Source organism: Bacillus sp. SLBN-46, from assembly GCF_031453555.1.
Taxonomy (GTDB): Bacteria; Bacillota; Bacilli; order Bacillales; family Cytobacillaceae; genus Neobacillus.
The window spans coordinates 2431426-2453280 of record NZ_JAVIZM010000001.1 but is presented as its reverse complement, the minus strand read 5'-3'; the positions used below and the strand labels follow the sequence as shown (position 1 = coordinate 2453280).

At 36.6% G+C, this 21855-nt stretch carries 20 protein-coding genes; 6 read left to right on the top strand and 14 right to left on the bottom strand.

Features of this window, described 5'->3' with window-relative positions:
- Positions 1-28: 28 nt before the first annotated feature.
- From QFZ87_RS12615 to QFZ87_RS12605, 3 genes are all read right to left on the bottom strand, one after another.
- Entirely contained in the window at positions 29-2665 is a 2637-nt protein-coding gene (locus QFZ87_RS12615; protein ID WP_309861789.1) for a glycoside hydrolase family 70 protein, read from the bottom strand.
- Positions 2666-3320: 655 nt separating this feature from the next.
- Positions 3321-3860, bottom strand: coding sequence for an acyltransferase family protein (locus tag QFZ87_RS12610; protein ID WP_309861787.1), 540 nt, complete (start codon positions 3858-3860; stop codon positions 3321-3323).
- Positions 3861-4104: 244 nt separating this feature from the next.
- Positions 4105-5358: a DHH family phosphoesterase gene (locus QFZ87_RS12605; protein ID WP_309861785.1), complete on the bottom strand. Its 1254-nt coding sequence runs from the start codon at positions 5356-5358 to the stop codon at positions 4105-4107.
- Between the two features lie 215 nt (positions 5359-5573).
- On the opposite strand from QFZ87_RS12605, the gene QFZ87_RS12600 reads away from it, so the two are divergent.
- On the top strand, positions 5574-6521 hold the full coding sequence (locus QFZ87_RS12600) for an NAD(P)H-dependent flavin oxidoreductase (protein WP_396133964.1): 948 nt from the start codon (positions 5574-5576) through the stop codon (positions 6519-6521).
- Between the two features lie 126 nt (positions 6522-6647).
- Complete coding sequence (locus tag QFZ87_RS12595) at positions 6648-6773, top strand: hypothetical protein (RefSeq protein WP_309861781.1); 126 nt, start codon at positions 6648-6650, stop codon at positions 6771-6773.
- A gap of 61 nt (positions 6774-6834) precedes the next feature.
- Here QFZ87_RS12595 and QFZ87_RS12590 read toward each other — a convergent pair whose 3' ends face one another.
- Entirely contained in the window at positions 6835-7518 is a 684-nt protein-coding gene (locus tag QFZ87_RS12590; RefSeq protein ID WP_309861779.1) for a M50 family metallopeptidase, read from the bottom strand.
- Positions 7519-7700: 182 nt separating this feature from the next.
- Between QFZ87_RS12590 and QFZ87_RS12585 the strand changes: the two genes are divergently transcribed.
- On the top strand, positions 7701-8825 hold the full coding sequence (locus QFZ87_RS12585) for an ABC transporter ATP-binding protein (RefSeq protein WP_309861777.1): 1125 nt from the start codon (positions 7701-7703) through the stop codon (positions 8823-8825).
- Positions 8825-10387, top strand: a complete 1563-nt coding sequence (locus tag QFZ87_RS12580; RefSeq protein ID WP_309861775.1) for an ABC transporter permease/substrate-binding protein — start codon at positions 8825-8827, stop codon at positions 10385-10387. Before QFZ87_RS12585 ends, QFZ87_RS12580 begins: the two co-directional genes overlap by 1 nt.
- A 62-nt stretch (positions 10388-10449) precedes the next feature.
- Here QFZ87_RS12580 and QFZ87_RS12575 read toward each other — a convergent pair whose 3' ends face one another.
- On the bottom strand, positions 10450-11067 hold the full coding sequence (locus tag QFZ87_RS12575) for a GntR family transcriptional regulator (protein WP_309861774.1): 618 nt from the start codon (positions 11065-11067) through the stop codon (positions 10450-10452).
- Between the two features lie 150 nt (positions 11068-11217).
- Here QFZ87_RS12575 and QFZ87_RS12570 point away from each other — a divergent pair, with 150 nt between their 5' ends.
- Positions 11218-11787: a DUF2238 domain-containing protein gene (locus QFZ87_RS12570; protein WP_309861772.1), complete on the top strand. Its 570-nt coding sequence runs from the start codon at positions 11218-11220 to the stop codon at positions 11785-11787.
- Between the two features lie 15 nt (positions 11788-11802).
- A complete protein-coding gene (locus QFZ87_RS12565; RefSeq protein WP_309861770.1) occupies positions 11803-12381 on the top strand; it encodes a DUF2238 domain-containing protein in 579 nt (192 codons plus the stop codon).
- Between the two features lie 44 nt (positions 12382-12425).
- Here QFZ87_RS12565 and QFZ87_RS12560 read toward each other — a convergent pair whose 3' ends face one another.
- From QFZ87_RS12560 to QFZ87_RS12520, 9 genes are all read right to left on the bottom strand, one after another.
- On the bottom strand, positions 12426-13787 hold the full coding sequence (locus tag QFZ87_RS12560; protein WP_309861768.1) for an aspartate kinase: 1362 nt from the start codon (positions 13785-13787) through the stop codon (positions 12426-12428).
- Between the two features lie 175 nt (positions 13788-13962).
- Entirely contained in the window at positions 13963-14577 is a 615-nt protein-coding gene (locus tag QFZ87_RS12555) for an NUDIX hydrolase (protein ID WP_309861766.1), read from the bottom strand.
- Positions 14578-14709: 132 nt separating this feature from the next.
- A complete protein-coding gene (locus tag QFZ87_RS12550; protein WP_309861764.1) occupies positions 14710-15867 on the bottom strand; it encodes a homogentisate 1,2-dioxygenase in 1158 nt (385 codons plus the stop codon).
- Positions 15867-16799, bottom strand: a complete 933-nt coding sequence (locus tag QFZ87_RS12545) for a fumarylacetoacetate hydrolase family protein (protein ID WP_396133914.1) — start codon at positions 16797-16799, stop codon at positions 15867-15869. The genes QFZ87_RS12550 and QFZ87_RS12545 overlap by 1 nt, the downstream gene beginning before the upstream one ends.
- Before the next feature lie 16 nt (positions 16800-16815).
- Positions 16816-17424 (bottom strand): flavin reductase family protein, encoded by a 609-nt coding sequence (locus QFZ87_RS12540; RefSeq protein WP_309867844.1) that lies wholly within the window; start codon positions 17422-17424, stop codon positions 16816-16818.
- Positions 17425-17530: 106 nt separating this feature from the next.
- Complete coding sequence (gene hppD / locus QFZ87_RS12535; RefSeq protein ID WP_309861761.1) at positions 17531-18646, bottom strand: 4-hydroxyphenylpyruvate dioxygenase; 1116 nt, start codon at positions 18644-18646, stop codon at positions 17531-17533.
- Between the two features lie 251 nt (positions 18647-18897).
- Positions 18898-19692, bottom strand: a complete 795-nt coding sequence (locus QFZ87_RS12530) for an ABC transporter ATP-binding protein (RefSeq protein WP_309861758.1) — start codon at positions 19690-19692, stop codon at positions 18898-18900.
- Positions 19667-20698 (bottom strand): ABC transporter permease, encoded by a 1032-nt coding sequence (locus QFZ87_RS12525; RefSeq protein ID WP_309861755.1) that lies wholly within the window; start codon positions 20696-20698, stop codon positions 19667-19669. Before QFZ87_RS12525 ends, QFZ87_RS12530 begins: the two co-directional genes overlap by 26 nt.
- Before the next feature lie 121 nt (positions 20699-20819).
- Positions 20820-21818 carry an ABC transporter substrate-binding protein gene (locus tag QFZ87_RS12520; protein WP_309861752.1) on the bottom strand — a complete coding sequence of 333 codons (999 nt, stop codon included), beginning with the start codon at positions 21816-21818 and terminating at the stop codon, positions 20820-20822.
- Between the last annotated feature and the right edge of the window lie 37 nt (positions 21819-21855).

The window sequence follows — 21855 nt, the reverse complement described above, 5'->3', positions numbered from 1 at the left end:
TGAAAGGCTACCTCTTTTCTAATTGGTTTTACTTTATCCATGCTCCATCTTTGCCAAGTTTATATTTACCAATTGTAGTATTTGCCGCCATACTTCCATTATTATATAAGAAGTACCATTTTCCACCTATATAAATCCAACCTGTTTTCATGGCTCCATGGTTATCAAGGTAATACCATTTATCCCCTGTGTATATCCAGCCTGTTTTCATGGCACCGTGGTTATCAAGGAAATACCATTTTCCACCTGTGTATACCCAACCTTTTTTCATAACACCTGATTTATCAACGAAATACCATTTACTATTTGTGTTAATCCAAGTATTAGCCTTCATGTCCCCAGTTTTGGTGAAGTAGTACCATTCATTATCAATTAATTTCCAGTCAACAGCCTTTTGACTATTTTCCGGGTAAATGTAACTCCAGGTATTATTTTCGTTTTTAACCCATCCTGCTTTCTGATTTGTTGGGACCCAAACTCCTAAGTACCCTTTTACCAATGCACTTTTTGAGCCTTTCACAGGAATTGTCAATGTACCCATTGTATTTGCAGTAATCTTTTCAGAATGTAATCCTGTTGCATCAACAAACACTTGATTTGCATGTTCTGATCCCATATTTACCTTGATAGTAGTATCAGTATTTGGATTATTACCAATAACTGTGGCTACCCCTGTATTTGCATCCTTACCGTATCTAACACTTGCAATTAAATCCTGTCCAGCATTTTTAGGTGAAGTGTTAGTTGTATAGTTATTAATTTTTTGGTTACCTAATGCAAATTCTTTACGAACCTTTAAAAGCTTCGTGATGATGTCATTGTAAATTGTCGGTTCAGACATATAGCTTGCATCTGTCTTAAACATATCTCCATAGAATACAGTCGGAACTGTACCTTTGTTCGTTAGAATGAATGCATATTGACTTGGTACATTACTTGGTGCATATTTTTTATCGACTTTTTCAATATCAGCATTATAAATTGCAAGAGCTTTCTTTTCAGTTTCTTTATCATATAAAGCTTCAAAAGATTTAGCAGTTTCATTACCATATTTTTGATATGGTTTAATTCCATATAAATCTAGCATTACTGTATTTACACGATTTTTTTCTTGGTCATGATTAGTTGTAAAAGACCAGTTTGGAATACTTTTGGCAGCCCCACTATCACCTCTATTTACAGATGAATTCGTTGCTAGGGTTGCTAGTGATTGTGCACCTTCAGTTTTTCCAATTGAGTTTTGTAAAGTATAGAATAATGCCCAGTCCATTGATAACTGGCCATTCCCATTAGCGTTCTCAAAAGAATCTTGTGAAGCCATGTATGATTCAATGTAGCTAATATGGTTATCTAAATCATTTCCGAAACGTTGTTTTCTGATAGCCATTTCATCAAGTAATACTTGTTTATCATAATGACTAGCAGCATCGATACGGAATCCATCGAATTTATATGTGTCTAACATCCAGTTCATCCAATGTCTTTGTTCTTCTTGAACAGTTGGATTTGAGTTATCAATATCTAAACCTATTAAAAATTCAAATGCTTTACTAAGGTTATTATTAATAGAATGTAAATTACTTCCATCTTCTTTTACAAATAAAAATTGATCTGTTCCATCAATACCTGAGTTATCATTTGCTAATGTCTTTTCTTCAGTTCCATACCCGTATGATGGTTGTGATGCAATATATGCACCTGTCTTTGCAGCAATATCACCATTATTACCATTAATAATTGAATCAAGGGTAGGATAACCATTTTCTGCCATATATTTTAAATAACCTGTATCCTTTGAATAGTTAATGATCATTGGCTTCCAATAGTCATCAGAAGTTGCTGCATTCTTAGCAGCATACCAGCCGTCTACTGCTAAATAGCCGTCAACTGTATTGATTTTATCAACACTCGCAGCATCATCTAACCAGCTTGGAATATAATTTTTTGAGTTATTCGGTCCAAAGTAACGATAAGGGATGCCCTTTTCATCAGTCATAACACGCCCCATACCTTGTCCTTGCAGGGAAGTACCATTAAAGTAGTTTTTATTCCATTCTTTAATATAACCATACTTTGCTTGTCCTTCTCCGCCACCTTTTGTGTAAGCTAAGTATAGATTATTAGTAATTTTAGACTCTTGGCCAGTAGTGTATGGATTTTTAAATAGATTTCCGCTGTCATCAGTACGTTTTACATATACTGCTTCGCGGCCAGATAAACCCATCATTTGATTCGGAACTAAATCCTCTTGAACTTTTAAACCATTAGAATGAAGAACATTAATCATACTTTTAAGTTCATCGCTAGTACCATACTTGGTAGCAAGTGTATTATTAGGTCCCTGGTTGAACTCCCCTAAATCGTAACGGTCGGTAATGGCATAACCTTCCATATAACGTGCCATTCCAAAAGATCGGTAGGCAGGTGGAAGCCATATATCCGTCACTCCTAATTCATTTAAATAATCACCCTTTGAAGACAATACATTATACATATTGCTTTCATATGGTTGATATAGGCTGAAGCTTTGAAAAATAACATGGTTATCCAAATTGGAACTGGTAGTATAAGCTTCTACTTTTGATGGTGAAAAGCTAGTACTACTTGTTATTAACAAAGAAGCTAAAGCAATTCCTGCTATTTTTCTGAAACCTTTTTTCTCCATTTTCTCTGTTTTCTCCCCTTTAATATAATACTAAGTTAAAGCAATAAACAAAATCCTTGATAATTTTACAATAAATTACTATTAAATGAAAGTAGAATGTTTTTTCAAAATAATTTATCTTTTAAGGTAATGTATTTAAAAAAATAAAAAAATGACCCTAGTGTATTTGGAAGCACCAAGATCATCTTTTGCAATAACTATTCATTTTTATATTCGTAGTTCAACAAGTGGTCTAGTATATTTCTTAATCAAGTAACTACCAAGAATTAAACAGATAATAAATGAGAAGATAAATAGAAAAAGGTAATTTCCTAAAATAGGATGTAAATTCTCATCTGGTATAAACATCTGAACTGATTTAATAATAAATCCATGGAACAAATACACATAGAGAGTTCTTTCTCCTATTTTTGTTACCTTAAAGTGTGCTGAGGGAATTAGAACCATGAAGCCATAGATAACTATTAAGGTTAGTACATATTGAAGCCCTCTAATTAACCCATCTGAAATGCCCTTTCCACCCATATTTGCATAGGAAGTATCCCCTAGGAGCCAAGGTACAGCATCTTTCGGAAAAGCAGTTCCAAAGTATATAAGAGTTCCAACAATTATTATTAACCCAATTGGAAGTGAATACCTTGTTCGAATAAGGCGTTTAAGCTGATTTTTCTTTTAGTAAATACCCTAATAAGAAATACGGGAAAAATACAAAAGTTCTTGATAAGCTTAGAAAACTTCCCACTTGGTCAAAATAGCCAATACAAATACCCATGACGATTGCTAGGGCTAAACCAACCCATTTTACTTTTGCAAATAGAAATAATAATAAATTCCAAAAAAATAAACTTAATAAAAACCAAAGGGTCCAGTGCGGATGTAAGAAATCTATTTCGAGCTTTTCTTCTTGACCATTTAAATAATAGAAAAGGGAATAAATAATTTGAAAAATAAAATATGGTATTAATATTTTTTTCACTGACTTGAATAAATAACCTTTTTTATTAAACCCTTTAGTGAAATACCCTGAAATCATTATAAAAGCTGGCATGTGGAAAAGGAAAATAATTGTATAAAGAGTAAAAAGAAAACCATCCTGTTCCTTTAAAGGACTAATGAGATGTCCAAAAACTACGAGAAATATCAAGATGAATTTTGCATTATCGAAATATTTACTCCTATTTGAAGTGGAAGCCATTTTATCACCCCGTTGTGTATGATTGACTCAAAAAGGTATATTGATATTTTTTTATCCCCCAAATTCTTATACTCAATTTTTAGCGTTTTGGTCCCAGTGTTATATTACCCTACTAACATTACAGAATGATGTTGTTGGATTTACTTTTTGTTTCACTACAATTACAATTTCGAAATAATAATCCGAAATACCTACGATAAATTTACCAAAATAAAAGAGAGCTTATTAAACTAAGCTCTCTTCCTCAATGTTCAATAACATCCATTATTCTGCTGCTTATTATTTCATCGTAATTTTCCTTTATCTCTTCAAGTGATTCCCCAAGAACGTTCGAAAGAAATTTAAGAAATTCATGATCTGGACGAAGCCAGCATGAATTATTTCGTTTAAGAAACCTTTCTGCCTCCGCAAATGTGTTAAAACTTCCCTCCAATTTCTTTCCATTATGTAAAATGCTGAAAGGGTTATCCTCTGATGATGACAGGACATAAAAATTTTCGCCCTGTTGATTTTGATAACTTGTAACGGATGTGGAATTTTTCACATTGTATTCATTTCGATCTGAATCTGGTTTAAGTGGCATGAATTCAAAAATATTCTCAATAAATAATTTAAATGCCTCACTTGTCATTTCTGAACCAGATGCTTTAGGATGACCCCCTCCCCCATATCTCTTAGCAAATTCAGCCACATTGACCTCATCATGAATGGTGCGGAAACCCATTTTCTTACCACTCACATTTAATAGGACAATCATATCCAAATGGGGATAAAGATTGTTTAAGGCATTCCCAAGCTCCGATAAATACTGCTCCGCATGAACAACTCCTACGCAGTAATCATCAACAAAGGTCTGAACCATTTGCCTGCTTTTAGAATGAATATAGCGACTAATTTTCTGTTCTTCAATATCAAGAAGCAAATTTTCAGTCTCATTTAACATAAATGATTCTTTATTTTCAGTTAACCTTTTTAGCATTTCTTCTTCGAACTTTTCCCGATTCAAAATATAAAACAAATCATTTAACCGTTTTGCTGTTACATTATTGTTTTGATCCCATTCCCAAGTATCATACTGTCGAACTAATTCAATAAACTCCTCTAAAGCAGTATTTCGCTCTATTATTTGATTCTCAATTAAGTAATCATAAAACAAAGATGTTGCACAAGTTAGATTTCCTGTTTCATATTCTGTTTTTACAAAACCCCATTTATATTGGTTAAAATGCATGGCTGTTACATGGTGATCAATCATTTGAACATGTTTCCCCTGCTGATAACGTATTTCGAGTTTCTTCTTGATTAGCTGATTTACTGCTAAATCGGTAATATAGATTTCTTCCTCAGCATTCTCTGGATTTGTGATTACTGACTCAACTCTTTGATTGAGATTTCGATATGAACAATAATATACATTGACCTTATCCCCAAAAGCCATTTTTGCAATCAGTCCACACCCAAGTCCATCTAAATCAATATCTGTAAAAAGCTTGACCATACCTACACCTTCCCATCTCTATCCATAACGTTTAGTAGTTTGTTACCTTAAGATTACTATTATCCAAATAAATTTACAAAGTATAAAACCTACTTATATGACCAGGTGATAGTAATCACAGACATATATAAATTCGAATGTTATGATTCAGGAGAAGTAACTAAACATTGAAATGAGGTAATGAATTGAATTTTCCACAATTAAAAGTTGGACATATGATGCCAAAGGTACCGATTATACAGGGAGGTATGGGCGTAGGTATCTCACTAAGCAAGTTAGCTTCGGCTGTCGCAAACGCAGGAGGAATTGGGATTATATCTGGTACTGGAATAACCGTAGATGAGATGCGAACACATATCCGAAAAGCCAAGGACCGTATTAAGGGTGCAGGGTACATAGGTGTAAATGTCCTATTTGCCATGAATGACTTTGCTGAAAAAATGAAAGCCGCTTTAGAAGAGAAGGTTGATTTTATTATTTCCGGCGCGGGAATCTCTAGAGATATGTATTCTTGGGGAAAACAAGCTGGAATACCTGTTATTTCCATTGTCTCTTCAGCAAAACTAGCAAAAATTTCTGAACGGCTCGGAGCAGCGGCCGTGGTCGTAGAAGGTTTTGAGGCTGGAGGACATCTTGGAACAGATCGTCCGATGTTCGAAATCCTACCAGAAATTGTTGATGCAGTATCCATACCTGTTATCGCAGCTGGAGGAATCATGAATGGATTTGATATTGCAAAAGCACTGTCCATGGGAGCGTCTGGAGTACAAATGGGGACGAGGTTCGTAGCAAGTGAGGAATGTGATGCTCCATTAGCATTTAAGGAAAAATATGTAAACGCAAATAAAGAAGATTTGGTCCTTGTGAAAACCACCGTTGGACTGCAAGGCAGAGCAATAAATAACAACTTTACTAAATTAATTAGTGGTTCAAATAAACTAAAAATCGCGAAATGCCATGATTGTTTAAAAAATTGCTCTTACCGGTTTTGCACATTAGATTCATTACTAACTTCCGTTTCGGGTGATGTTGAAAATGGACTTGTGTTTGCTGGAGCCCGGGTGGATGAAATTAAAGACATCCTTCCGGTCCAAAAAATTATTGATAATCTTACAGAAGAGTATCGTTCCGCACAAATGGATTCAATATTACCACTATCATAATAAAAGCTCGACCATATCATTTTGATACGGTCGAGCTTTTATTTTCGAAACAAAATAAAAATCGGGAGTAAAAAAACATTCGATGCAAAAAATAATTTCAGAAGACGCTGAAAGGAGGTAACAATCATGACAAATCGTAACGATAACCGTGAACGTAAAAATAAATATCCAAACAATAAGAAACAAGACACCGAATTTTCTAAGGAAACTAGTATTCGAAGTGAGATTACAAAAAAAGACATAGGTAAATAATTACGGTAAATTGCTGACTCATATGGCCAGAATCTTCATAGCTTTTGGGTCAGCTTTCTCCTTATTTGCCTAGTCTATAATAGCCTCTTTTTAATCCAAAATAACAAAACCAAATAGCTTGAAGGAAGAAAAAGATTCCCCAGATTTGTGCAGGGATAATCACCGTTAAACGTGCAAGATTTGCCGCATCCCCTGCTGCATAAGGTTGAAAAAAGCTTATATATAGAATTTCAAAAGCACTATTGACCGAGTCAACAAGTAAAATAGATGCTATTAATAATAATGAATGATCTCTTACGTTTTGACTTCCTTTAATAAGTAAAAAAAGAAAACCCACTGCGAATGAACAAAGCCAAAATACCCCATAAGGATTTCGTACCCAAAAAATTAGATTTAAGAAGATAAACCCTAACAAAATATCAATTAAGATCGTTTGTTTATTTTTACCAATAAATAAAAAAGATAAAAATGCCATAAATGAAGCGAATATATATCCAGCAAGACTTGTCACGAAACTACCGATCCATGTCGACTGGCTGCTATACGTAACTCCTTCAGAATTCATAAATAAAGAAATACGCTCTACTTTCCCACTGAGTAAAGCAATCATTGCGTGACCCGATTCATGGATGAGGGTATTGATTATTTTTATATAACTTCCAAGAAGCGGGACATGAATCAATAAAAAAGCGAACAAGAGAAAAAGAAAAAACTTTATACTCAACTTATCACGAATATTCCCCATACAATCCCCCTCATCTTAATTATTTATATTAGTTTCATTTTACCATTTTCTTGTTATAACTACTAAAATTACACTCTATCAAATATGACCTAAACCGCCTGATTCGACAAAGTAACAACCTTTATGTTATGATTAAGTTGTTAGTTTTTCGGGTAAGTAATTATTATTTAGGGGGAATGAATTTGATAGAGTTTAAGAACATCGTAAAAAAATACCGCAACAAAACCATCATTAATCCTTTCTCATTAGAAATAGAGGCTGGTCAATTAGTTGTTTTTATAGGGCCCAGTGGGTGTGGGAAAACAACATTGCTTAAAATGATCAATAAATTAATTCAACCAACCTCTGGAAGTATATTTGTCAATGGAACAGATATTTCAAAAATGAATCCAATAGAACTCCGCAGGAATATTGGATATGTCATTCAAAACACCGGGCTATTTCCTCATATGACCATCGAAGAGAACTTAGAATTAATTCCTAAACTTAAAGGAGAAGAGCCGGAGGCAATTGAGGAAAAGACAAAGGAATTGCTTTCTTTGGTAGGTTTAGAACCAAATGAATATTTACACCGGTTCCCAAAAGAGTTAAGTGGTGGTCAACAGCAAAGAGTTGGTGTAGCAAGAGCCTTCTCGACAAACTCCGATATCATCTTAATGGATGAACCCTTCAGCGCACTAGACCCAGTTACAAGAAGCTCTCTGCAGGATGAACTATTCCAAATGCAAAAGGAACTTAATAAAACTATTATCTTTGTTACCCATGACATGGATGAAGCTATTAAAATAGCAGACAAAATCTGTATATTAAAAGATGGTGATATTCTACAATATGATACACCGGAAAATATTCTTAAAAATCCTGCTAATGACTTTGTAGAAGACTTTATTGGAAAAAGAAGGGTTTGGAACAATCCTGAATTATTATTGGCAGAGGATATTATGATTCATCATCCAATTAAAATTAATGCAATGCGAAACGTATTACAGGCGATTGAGATCATGAAAGAAAATAAAGTGGATAGTTTAATGGTCACTGACAAAAGCAACTTCCTTAAGGGGCTAGTTACATTAAAAAGCATCCAGCTGCTTAATCGGAACACTTCAATCGAACTTGTTATGGAGAAAAAGGTATTATCCGTTTCACAAGATGCCAATTTAATCTCCGTGTTAGCAATGATGAATGAACATAAAATTGGTTATTTACCCGTTGTAAATCATACTAACCAGTTAACTGGTCTAATAACAAGAAGCAGTATATTATCCGCATTAAGTAGCCAACTAATTGATTTGGAGGTGGCATTTTGATGAGTAATTTTTGGAACTATGTAACTTCAAACTATGAACAAATTACCGACTTACTTGGACAACATCTTTATTTAAGCATCATTTCTGTACTCATTGCTATTATTATCGGTATTCCACTTGGAATCTTAATTTCAAATGAACCAAAGCTTTCAAAGCCAATAATTGGAACTACAAATGTTATTCAAGCTGTTCCAAGCTTAGCTTTACTCGGCTTCCTCATACCATTTATTGGGATAGGTAGTAATCCAGCAATTGTAATGGTCGTGCTATATTCTCTCCTCCCTATTGTAAAGAATACGTATACGGGATTAACAAACATTGATGGAGACATTCTGGAAGCCGCCAAAGGTATCGGTCTGACCAAAAGTCAAACGATGAGAAAGGTTCAATTACCACTTGCCTTCCCGATGATTATGGCGGGTATCAGAATTTCAGCAGTTACTGCTGTTGGTTTAATGACGATTGCTGCCTTTGTAGGTGCAGGTGGTCTTGGTTATTTAGTATTCTCCGGAGTACAAACTGTTGATAACAACATGATTTTAGCTGGAGCAATACCGGCATGTATTTTAGCCCTCTTGATTGACTTTGTTGTTGGAAAACTTGAAGCTTCACTTTCTTATACTAGCAAGAAAAACACGTCCAAGAATTCTGTTAAAAATGGAAAAAGAGCAAAAAAAGTTATGATTGCCCTTGCGTCCTTACTATTGGTAGCTGCTGGCACCTTTAAAGTGTATTCAACAGCAAATGCAGAAGAAAAGATTGTCATTGGTTCAAAAAACTTTAGTGAACAATTAATATTAGGAAATATGCTTGCCGATTTAATCGAAAATAAGACAGATATCCAAGTTGAGAGAAAGCTGAATCTTGGCGGTAGTCAGGTAGCCTTTAGCGCACTTAAAAACGGAGATATTGATTTATATGTGGAATATACCGGCACAGGCTTGGTAAATATTTTAAACCAACCTCCACAAAGTAATCCGGATCAAGTCTATAATTATGTTCAAAAAGAATTTAAGAAAAAATATGATATAGAATTATTAAAACCAATCGGATTTAATAATACGTATGCTTTGGCAGTAAGACAAGACACAGCTAAACAATATAATTTAAAGACCATTTCCGACCTTGCTAAAGTGAGCAGCGGACTAATCATGGGACCAACGATAGAATTTCCTAATCGTGAAGATGGGTTAATTGGACTTTCTAAGACTTATAATATGACATTTAAAGATGTTAAAGCAGTAGATGGTGGACTACGCTATACTGCTCTCAAGAACCATAAGAGTGATGTAATTGATGCGTTTTCTACAGACGGCTTACTTGAAGCCTTCCAATTAAAGGTATTAGAAGATGATAAAAATTTCTTCCCACCATATTACGCAGTACCTATTATTAAGGAAGAAACCTTGAAGGAACACCCAGAGCTAAAAAAAGTCTTGAACTCTCTCTCAGGGAAACTTACAGACGAAAAAATGCGTGAGTTGAATTATAAGGTGGACAGTCTCAAACAGTCACCCGCAAAAGTAGCCAAAGAATTCCTGAATGAAGAAGGTTTACTTTAATAAAATATCATTCCATAGACAAAGAAGAGGCAGACCCTTAAAAGGCTGCCTCTTCTTTGTGTTCAGTCGTGTAAAAAATGAAGCACCCTATCGTATGTTTGATCATCACCTATAATTAGGAGTATATCCCCCTCCATAATTAATGCGTAGGGCCCTGGTGAAATAATCAACTCACCCTTTCGTTTCATACCAATGACAGTTCCACCAGTATTTTGCCAAAACTTGGTCTCCGAAATTGTTTGACCAATATGAGTACAACCTGGAAAAACCTCTACCTCAATAGGGGCTAATGGATTCGTATGACGAAGTTTTCCTGAGTAATCCATAATTTTTCTTAATGTTTCAAATAACTGCTCATCTAATCTATCCCGTTCATTAATTAGTGTGTTCATCTGCTTTTCAAGGTCTTTAATACTCTCAAGGTTAGAAAAACGGTGAATATATTTATAGGCATTCTCTCTAGAGGAGATAACAATCCCACTGCCTTTTGTGGATTGGACGATCTCCACATCCTCCAATATTTTAATCGCTCTACGAACTGTTTCGGGAGATACTTTGTATTCGCTTGCTAAAGTGGACCTTCCATGAATCTTTTCTCCTACTTTAAACTTTCCATCATATATTCTACTGGCCAAATCAATTGCAATCCGTTCGTATGTTGGTATTTGTGCTTTTTGCATAGAAACCTCCACCTATTCATTCTACACACTTGTTTCTATCGTCTCATTCAATATACCTCTTTATAGATTTGGATGCGAGAATTAAATCAATGATTTCAAATTTATTAATTGGACATAATTGTAAAGAGCGTTTTATTATGAGGTGAACACATGAAACGAAAATTAATCGTAGTGTTAAGTGTGGTTTTTATCATTTTTATGATTTCTCTGGTAGTTTTCTACTTAATAAAAGGAGATTCGTCCAGATGGCAGGTATCTCTTGGGGGCATATTCGTAAGTGCCATTCCACTTCTACTGTTATTCAAAAAAAACATTCCCTTTAATATCCCACTAATATTGGGATATTATCTCTTCATTTTTTGTTCCTTGTTTCTCGGATCGATATCTAGTTTTTATCTTCATTATAAATGGTGGGATTCTACCCTTCACTTCTATAAGGGGCTATATGTTGCTCTCGCCGGCATTACTTTGTATAAAATCTTTATCCCTGAAAAGGTACGCGATGAACTCTCAAAATGGATTCTTTTTTTGTTTTTACTTTCACTTGCTACTTTAGCAAGTGTCATTTGGGAGGTTTATGAGTTTTTAGGGGATTTGACGCCTATTACACACACCATGCAGCGAGGAGGAAATACAGATACTATGTTGGACTTACTCTGTGGATTGGTAGGCGGACTTTTAGTCGCCATTTATTCCTTAACGCGAAAACAAAATGTATAGTGCGAGGTGATAAAAATGAATCGGAAGCTTGTTATCCTTTTAAGTTTGATTTATGTACTCTTTATGGCAGCCTTATCTGTTTACTATTTTACTCATAATGTGAGCTTTAAAGGAACCGTAGCAATTGGTGGAATTATTTGTGGTGCAGTCCCGTTATTGTTTGCCTTATTCACCAAACTTCAATTCAATTTACCCATTGTTATCTCTTATTTAGTATTTTTAGTTGGCTCCCAATATTTTGGCTCAATCCTAGGCTGGTACGGGCTAGGCTGGTGGGATACATTTATGCACTTTGTCAGTGGAGCCATTCTTGCTTTTTCAGGAATTGCCTTATACGAACGATTAATCCATAGAAATGCAGGAGATGAGATATCCCCTTGGTTTGTTTTTTTATTTACTTTATCTTTTGCAGCACTCGGGGGAGTTTTATGGGAAGTATATGAATTTAGCTCCGATCAATTTTTCGATATGACCCTACAGGGTGGAGGTAACAAAGACACTATGACTGATTTGATCGCAGATACTATTGGTGGTCTTGTAATAGCGGTCGTGGCGGGAATCAGAACTCGAGCGAAGTTAAAGAAGAAAACATGAAGGCTGACTCAAAGTAAAAGAGTCAGCCTCTATTTTTATTTCTATTATACTGTCACAGGAACAAAAAACTCTTCATAAAGTGCTTGAACTGCTCGTTTCTCATCCACTTCCTTCACTCCGAACATCATGCTAACCTCTGATGAACCTTGATTAATCATTTCGATATTAACACTATACCTTGCTAATGCCTTAGATGCTCTCGCCATCGTACCGACATTATGACGCATGCCCTCACCTACAACCATAATGAGTGCTAAGCTATGTTCAACTTTCACCTCGTCAGCCTGCAATTCTGTCTTAATACGGTGGATAATCTTTTCTTCTAGGCTAGAATTTAGTTGATTCTCTCTCATAATAACTGATATATCATCTATCCCCGAAGGTGTGTGTTCGTAAGAAAGCCCAAAGTCCTCCAACACACCCAATAGCTTCCGTCCAAAGCCAACTTCTCTGTTCATTAAATATTTGCTTACGTAAATGCTGCAGAATCCTTTGTCACTGGCTATCCCAATTACCGGACCATTTGTGTTGTGCCGCTCATTAACAATCCTTGTACCAGGAGCTGCTGGATTATTAGTATTTTTAATCTGAACAGGTATTTCAGCTCGAAAGGCAGGAACCAGTGCTTCATCATGCAATACGGTAAACCCTGCATATGATAGTTCTCTCATTTCACGGTAGGTTAATTCCTTAATTTCTTTTGGCTTATTCACAATATTTGGGTTTACGGAATAGACTGCATCCACATCAGTAAAATTTTCATAAAGGTCGGCTTTTACTGCATTTGCTAGGATAGAGCCTGTAATATCCGATCCGCTACGTGAAAATGTGAACACTTCCCCCTCCTTGCTGTAACCAAAAAAACCTGGAAAGATCAATATCCCAGACCGATATCTGAGTAAGTGCAAATTCTCATAAGCCTCTGGTAATACTTGAGCATTTCCTGGTTCATCACTGACAATGAGCCCCGCCTCAAGAGGGTCAATATAATGGGCTTCAAGGCCCTTTTTCCGAAAATAGGCGGCTGTTAGTTTAGCTTGGTTATCTTCTCCACTTGCTTTTACCCGGTCCATAAACCGATCAGGTTTTTCTTTGTCGGCTTGTAGTCTTTCCATTAAATCATCACGAATCTCTTCAATAACAGTATGCGATAGGGAAAGTTCCTCAGCAATAAAAGCATAACGCTCAATCACTGCATCCACCTTTTCCATAATGGTATGGTTCTGTAAAGCTGCCTCAGCACACTTTATCAATAAGTCTGTTACCTTTTCATCGTTTGTAAATCTTTTTCCAGGTGCAGAAACAACTACAATTTTTCGCTCAAGGTCTGATATTACAATTTGGTATACCTTCTCCATTTGTTTTCCGGAAGCCAATGAGGAACCTCCAAACTTAACTACTTTCATGTTACATCTCCCTATCCTCTGAAAATATAATCTTAATTTTATTCCAATTCTGAAAATAATCAAGTGTTTTTTTCCTTTCTATACGTACATTTGTCCACTCTGGACAAACAAACCAAAAAAAACAGTGAGAATAGCAAACTAACCTAGTCTCACTGTTTTTTATTTTATTAATTGTCTAGCGAACCATTTCAATAAAATGGGAGAGGATTCTGGCAGTTAGCCCCCAAATCACTTTATCATGATAAAGATAAAAATATTCTTCCAGGTCTCTTGTCCGCCAATTATAGTTCTCTCCACCAGCTATTAGCTCATAAGGAAAATTCTCTTCAGGCTCTGCTTTAAAGTTAATGTGGTAAATAGATGGCGAATGATGAATAAAAAAAGAAATCGGGACTGTAAAGACCTCCCCTACTTCTGACGGATTTGGGTGAATGTTATCAGGATTTGTAATCAATCCGACAAACGGATAAACAATCATTCCAAAAGGGGAAATCATATAATCTAGCGGAGAAATGTTTGTGATTTCTGAACGACTAATTCCTAATTCTTCAACCGTCTCTCGAAGGGCCGCCCCCTTTTCATCAATATCCTGTAAATCAATCCTTCCCCCTGGAAAACATATTTCTCCTGGCTGCCTTCTTAATTCAAGGGACCTCACTTCAAATAATACATGAATTTCATCTTCTTTTTGTACCAGCGGCAGCATAACTGCATATTTCGAAAACTTCTCACTGCCTAAAATAGTTGGATTATGACTCGTTAGTTTCTTTATAATTCTTTCAAGCTTCATGAGTTCACCTCTATTCGTTTTGTACTATTTAGATATTTCTACCATACCATTTTTATAAGTATAAGCGCTTTTTATTTACGTATACAGGAAAAAAATAAGGCCGACTCAAAGGACCCTGAGTCAGCCTCATCATTAATTTTCATTCCAAGTAAACATGTAGCCGGGATCTTCTATCTCTTGTGCAGTTTTTACAATCTTAAGAGGATGGAAGGTATCGATCATAACAGCTAGTTCAAGCGTTTCTTTTTTTCCAATACTTGCCTCTGTTTTACCAGGGTGTGGACCATGAGGTATACCACCTGGATGGAGTGTGATTGAACCCTCCTGGACTCCCTTACGACTCATGAAATTTCCTTCCACATAATAAAGTAGCTCATCACTATTCACATTACTGTGATAATACGGTGCTGGAATGGCTTCAGGATGATAGTCATACAGGCGTGGTACGAAAGAACAAACAACAAAATTATTTCCTTCAAATGTCTGATGTACGGGAGGTGGCTGATGAACCCTCCCGGTAATAGGCTCAAAATCTTCTATATTAAACGCCCAAGGATATAAATACCCATCCCAGCCAATTACATCAAGTGGATGATGACCACGAATATGAGAAGAAATGACCCCTCTTGATTTCGTTAATACCTCAAATTCTCCCTTTTTATCATAAGAAACAAGTGTTTCAGGTCCGCGGATGTCACGTTCACAGAACGGGCTATGTTCGAGGAGCTGACCATATTCATTCCGGTAACGTCTAGGGGTAGTAATCTGACTAAAGGACTCCACGAATAACATTTGTGTTTTTTCATTTTCATTTGGCACCACACGGTAGATAGTTCCAATGGGTACAATTATATAATCCCCTGGTCGATAAGAAATGGTACCAAACATTGTCTCCAACTTCCCGGTACCATGATGAATAAACAGCATTTCATCACCATCACCATTCCGATAGAAGCTTTCCATTGGTTTAGTCACTTGTGCCGTTCCAATTAGTAAGTCCTGATTTCCTAAAAGATAATTTCGAGCAGTTAGACCATCTCCTTGCTTATCCGCCTTACTAGTAAAAAAGTGCCGATGCTTCAAAGACTGCTGCTCTTCATATTCTGGCAAATACGTACCGATTAGTTCTGACTTTACTATTTCCGTTGGCATGTACTGATGGTAAAGGATAGATTGGGTTCCTGAAAACCCTCTCGTCCCCATTACCTGTTCACGATACAGGCTACCATCTTCTTTTTTAAACATCGTATGCCGTTTATGCGGAATTTTCCCCATTTGCCGATAATACATTATTTCACCTCATTTCCATCCGTAATTTTATTACAAAGGATACCAAGATGGTCAACTTCTAATTCTACTAGGTCACCTGGTAAAAGCCATCTGTGTACCTTTTGACCAAGTTCGAGAATACATCCCGTACCAACTGTTCCTGAACCAATCAATTCTCCAGGGTAAAGTGTAACGCCCGCTGAGGCTCTCTCTATCATCTCTCCAAAAGAATAATGAAGTTCCTTCATATTTCCATTCGAAAGCAAGGTACCATTCACACGCGCCCTCATTGGTAGATCATAACCCTTGCCGGCCCTAAGCGACTCCAATTCTTCTTTCGAAACAATCCATGGACCAATAGAAGTTGAAAAATCCTTCCCCTTTGCCGGACCAAGCCCTACCTTCATTTCTTTCCTTTGTAGGTCCCTTGCACTCCAATCATTTAATATGCAATAACCAAAAATATAGTTATCGGTGTCTTCAGCTCGAATGTTTTTACCTTTTTTCCCAATGATACAGCCAATTTCCAACTCGTAATCTAGCCAATCACAATCATTTGGCATCATGATAGCATCATCTGGACCCTTTATTGCTAGATGATTAGAAAAATAAAAAACAGGGATTTCGTACCATTCCGGAATCATTTCAAGCCCCCGGTTTTCCCTTGCTGTTTTAACATGTTGTTCAAACGCATAAAAATCACGAAAGCTCCTAGGCAAAGGAAGAGGTGCTTTTAACCGAATTTCACTTATTGGATACCTTCCTTTTTGTTCACTAGTTACTGGAGCGAGATTCATCACCATTTTCATATTTTCTTCGCTATTATCTAAAAACTCCAGCAGGCTTTCAGGCAGTTTGCCATCAGATACCTCGTACATATCCACCACAAAGTCACCATCTAGCCACCCAGATCTGATTGTTTTGTCTGCTTTTTCAAAGGTTACAAATTTCATGGCACTCACCTATTATCTATTTTCGAATCATATCAAACGTATTTGCCAATGGGTTAGTAAAGGTGTTACCAGCCATTCGACCTATCGGCTGTAATTTTGATGTATCAATTCTCCCTTTATCATAAAGCTCATCGTTAACATGGACGTGAATTACTTTTCCAATCACAAGACTGCCTGCACCGGGCTTGTCACCAAAATGCAGTACTTGATAGAGTTCACATTCTAAGTGAACGAGTGATTCATTGATTCGCGGTACTTTCACTTTAATACTTTGTTCCTTTGTTAGATCCACTTCCTCTATTTCATCCACAGAGGAAGCAAACTCAATGGCACAATCGTTCATTTGTGCAGCCATACTTTCACTGACAATATTAATCACAAATTGACCTGTACTTTCAATATTGACTAACGTATCTTTCTTCGCTCCATCCGTACCCTTCCTCATTGGCGAAAAACAAATGAGCATGGGGTCCGCGCAAATAGCGGTAAAAAAACTGAAGGGTGCTGCATTTGCGATGCCATTTGCATCTATTGTTGATACAAAAGCAATAGGACGTGGCAAAATTGATCCGACTAAAAGTTTATAGGCTTCTTTCCATTCAAGTGTTTCTGGTGAAATTTCCATTTCCGTCCACCACTCTTTCAAATAACCATATGTTTCACAAGGGAGAACACCTCTCCCTTGCTCTGATCATATTTCTCCTAAAAATACATTAAATTATTTTCTAGTGTTATAGATTGCCGCGTCGTTCTTGTTCACGCTCTATCGACTCAAATAGTGCCTTGAAGTTTCCTTCCCCAAAGCCTCTGGCTCCTTTACGTTGAATGATTTCAATAAATAATGTAGGGCGATCGACGATTGGCTTCGTAAAAATCTGCAGTAAATATCCCTCATCATCACGGTCTACTAAGATATTTAACTCCCTAAGCTTTTCTATCTCCTCATCAATTTTTCCAATCCGCTCACCTAAGGATTCATAATAAGTAGCAGGTGTCTTGAGGAACTCCACACCATTCTTCTTTAAAGTGGTTACTGTTGAAACGATATCTTCAGTTAATATCGCTAAGTGCTGCACTCCTGGTCCATTATAGAATTCTAGATACTCTTGAATTTGTGATTTTCGCTTCCCCTCTGCAGGTTCATTGATAGGAAACTTAATCCGACCACCATTGTGCATAACCTTTGACATTAGAGCAGAATATTCCGTGGTAATATCCTTGTCAGAGAAATGCTTCATTTCTTTGAAGCCCATTACTTTTGAGTAGTACTCAACCCACTCCTCCATGCTTTCAACGTTGCCAACCACGTGATCAATACCGATTAATCCTGCATCCTCAATTGGCAATGCAACTGAATAAGGTTCAAATCCTGGTAAAAAAGCACCTTGGTAGTTTTTCCGTTCAATTAACGTATGGATGGTGTCACCATATGTACCTAGAACGGCTTTCTTAATAGTCCCTTGACTGTCTTTCATTTCAAATGGGGGAGCTATAGCAATTGCCCCTCTATTTACAGCTTCCTCGAATGCTTTTTCCACATTATCAACCAATAACGCTATGTCTTTCACACCATCACCGTGTTTCTTTACAAACTGTGCAACCCTATTGTCCTCTTTATAGGTGCCAGTAATAACTAAACGGATATTTCGTTGTTTTAAACAATAGGAAACGTTTTCACGATTTCCCGTTTCAAGACCAGAATAAGCAACCGGTTGAAAACCAAAAGCCGTGCAAAAAAAGTGACAAGCCTGCTTTGCATTTCCAGTGTAGATTTCAATATAATCCACATCTCTTACAGGAAAAAAATCATCTACAAGTTGTTCAGCTGTTAATCTATTTTCTTTCATCGAGAAACCCCCATTAAATAAAGTAATAATATTCAGAATTAATTTTAATTGAAGTTGTCTTGTCCTCTCAAGAGTAGAAAGTAAAGCAATACCGCTTTTGGGCATTAAAGAAATATCATTTGATTCAGTTATTTCCCTAAGTAAAAACAAAACAAACTACCTGAATATACAGGTAGTTTGCAACATATACACATTGGAAATATTCCTCTAAGAGGGGGTCTATCCAAAAATTCAATTTGAAAAAAATTTTTCTATGACAGAATGGCCCGATCGCTTGCCATTTGTGACCCACGAATTCTCTTAAACTCACTTAATAAACTCTCGATTGTAAGATGCTTCTTATTTTCTTCGTTGACCTCAAGGATCACTTGACCTTTATCCATCATGATTAAACGATTCCCCAGGTCAATAGCTTGTTGCATATTATGTGTGACCATAAGTGTGGTCAATTTGTATTTATCAACAATTTCCTTTGTCAGTGCGGTTATAAGCTCTGCCCTCGATGGGTCAAGAGCTGCAGTATGTTCATCTAATAACAGGATTGAAGGCTCTGTAAATGTAGCCATCAATAAGGATAGAGCCTGCCGTTCCCCACCCGACAATAAACCAACCTTTGCATTGAGACGATTTTCTAACCCTAGGTGCAAAGATTCCAGAACGTCACGAAAATATTCACGTCTTTTTTTGGTTACGCCCCACCTGAGTGTTCTCGTTTTATTTCTTGAATAAGCCATTGCCAAGTTTTCTTCAATGGTCATACTAGGAGCTGTTCCAGCCATAGGGTCCTGAAAGACACGGCCAATCATTTTTGAACGATTGAATTCAGACATATGTGTCACATTTTTACCACCAATATGAACTTCCCCGATATCCGGAAATAGTACACCCGAGATAATATTCATTAGTGTTGACTTACCTGCCCCATTACTGCCAATTACTGTGACGAAATCTCCTGGTTCAAGAGTAAGGTTAATATGATCAATGGCAATTTTCTCATCTGGTGTTCCTTCATTAAAGATTTTATGAATCTGACTTAAGTGCAGCATGATTTTCCCCCTTTGCCACTGCGGAAGCCTGTACCATGTTTATTCTTTCGTTTCGTCTTTTTGCTTTCCGCTTTCTCTCTCTAGAACCTTCTATGATTTTCGGTGTAGTTAAGGAAATAATAACAATGAGTGCAGTAATTAGTTTCATATCTCCCGGATCTAAGAATTCAACTCGTAAAGCTAATGTAATGACTATTCGATATATAATGGATCCCCCAATAACGGCGAGTGTAGTTCTCGCAATCGTCTTTGTACCAAATAAAGCTTCACCTATTATTACTGATGCCAATCCAATGACTATCATTCCTATTCCCATACCAACATCCGCAAATCCACCTTGTTGTGCGATGAGTGCACCCGAGAACGCAACTAAAGCATTGGATAAGCCTAATCCAAGAACAACAAGAAGGTTGGTATTGGCTGAAAGGCTGCGAATCATTCGTTTATTATCACCTGTTGCCCTTACAGCAAGCCCAATTTCTGTTTGTAAGAAAACATCGGTTAAGAACTTAATCAGCAAGGTAACAATAATCATAAAAATCAATATCCCCCATGTTTCTGGAAGACTGTCACCTAGACCTATCAGTGAAAGAATACTATTAAAAAATGAATCAATCCCTGTCTTTTCAAATAAACTACTTATTTTTGTAAAAGCCGTATCTGTATTTAATAAAGGTATATTTGAACGACCCATGATTCTAAGGTTAATAGAGTAAAGCGCGATCATCATAAGGATACCTGAAAGCAGGTTATTAATTCTTCCAAATGTGTGTAGAAGCCCTGTCATACAGCCTGCTGCAAATCCGGCAAACAAAGCCATGATTGTCGCTAAAAATGGATTTGCTCCATTTGCGATCATGACAGCCGAAATCGCTGCTCCCGTTACAAAACTCCCATCCACTGTTAAATCAGGAAAATCTAAAATGCGAAAGGAAAGATAGACGCCCAGCGCCATAATCGCATAGATGATACCTGCCTCAAAAGATCCAAATATGGCTGTAAACATTGAAATCATCCCTTCTTTATGGCCATTTCTTTTACATAAAAAAACACCATTACTTTACTATCCTATGTATAAATCAAGGAGAGAACCGCGAAATGTTCTCCTCCTTGAAATAGTTTCAATCTTATTTTCCGTCGTAAAACTCTCCTAGCTTCTTCCAATCATCTTTAACCTTTAATCCTTGTGCTTCAGCAGCAGACTTATTAATGACAAGTTTTAAGCTGCTTGGAAGTTCAACTGGGATTTCTGATGGCTTTTTCTTTCCAGATAAAATTTCAGCTGCCATTAAACCAGATTGATAGCCGAGATCAAAGTAACTAAAACCACTTGCAGCAACCGCTCCTTTTTTCATCGAATCCAGTTCACCTACGAACAATGGAATCTTTTTGTTATTTGCAATCGCTATAACAGAATCAAGGGCAGTAACAACTGTATTATCTGTTGGTATGTAGATAGCATCCACTCGACCTACAAGAGATTCAGCGGCCTGTTTTACTTCAGCAGTTGTAGACACGGAAACTTCTACAAGTTTTGCTCCCTTCTCTTCTGCCAGCTTCTTCACTTCTTTAATCTGAACAACAGAATTTTGTTCTCCAGAGTTGTAGATGACTCCTACCTTTTTGGCTTTCACTTCTTCTGTAATAAAGTTAATTGTTTTTTTCGTTGCATCAGGATGGTTGTCAGTTGTACCGGTTATATTTTTCCCTGGTTTATCGAATGCTTCAACTAATCCCGCTCCTACAGGGTCTGTAACAGAAGTGAAAATGATAGGAATTTCCTTCGTCGCATTCAATGCTGCTGTCGCACTTGGAGTAGCATTTGCAAATATTAAATCTACTTTGTCTCCAACAAAGTTATTGGCAATGGTTTGGGTGTTATTCATGTCTGCTTGTGCATTTTGTTCATCGAAGGTAGCTTTAATCCCCTTGTCCTTTAATGCTTTTTTAAAGCCTTCTGTCGCAGCATCTAAAGATGGATGAGGCGCAAATTGGGTAATGCCAATTTTAAATTCTTTCTCTGCCCCACCCTTTCCTGTTTCTCCTGAAGATTCCTTACTGCCACAACCTGCTAACATCAGCATACCTGCTAATGCAAAAGATAATGCTCGAGCTGTTTTCTTCATTTAGATCCCCCTTAATGTCTTTAAAATTAATTTTCTA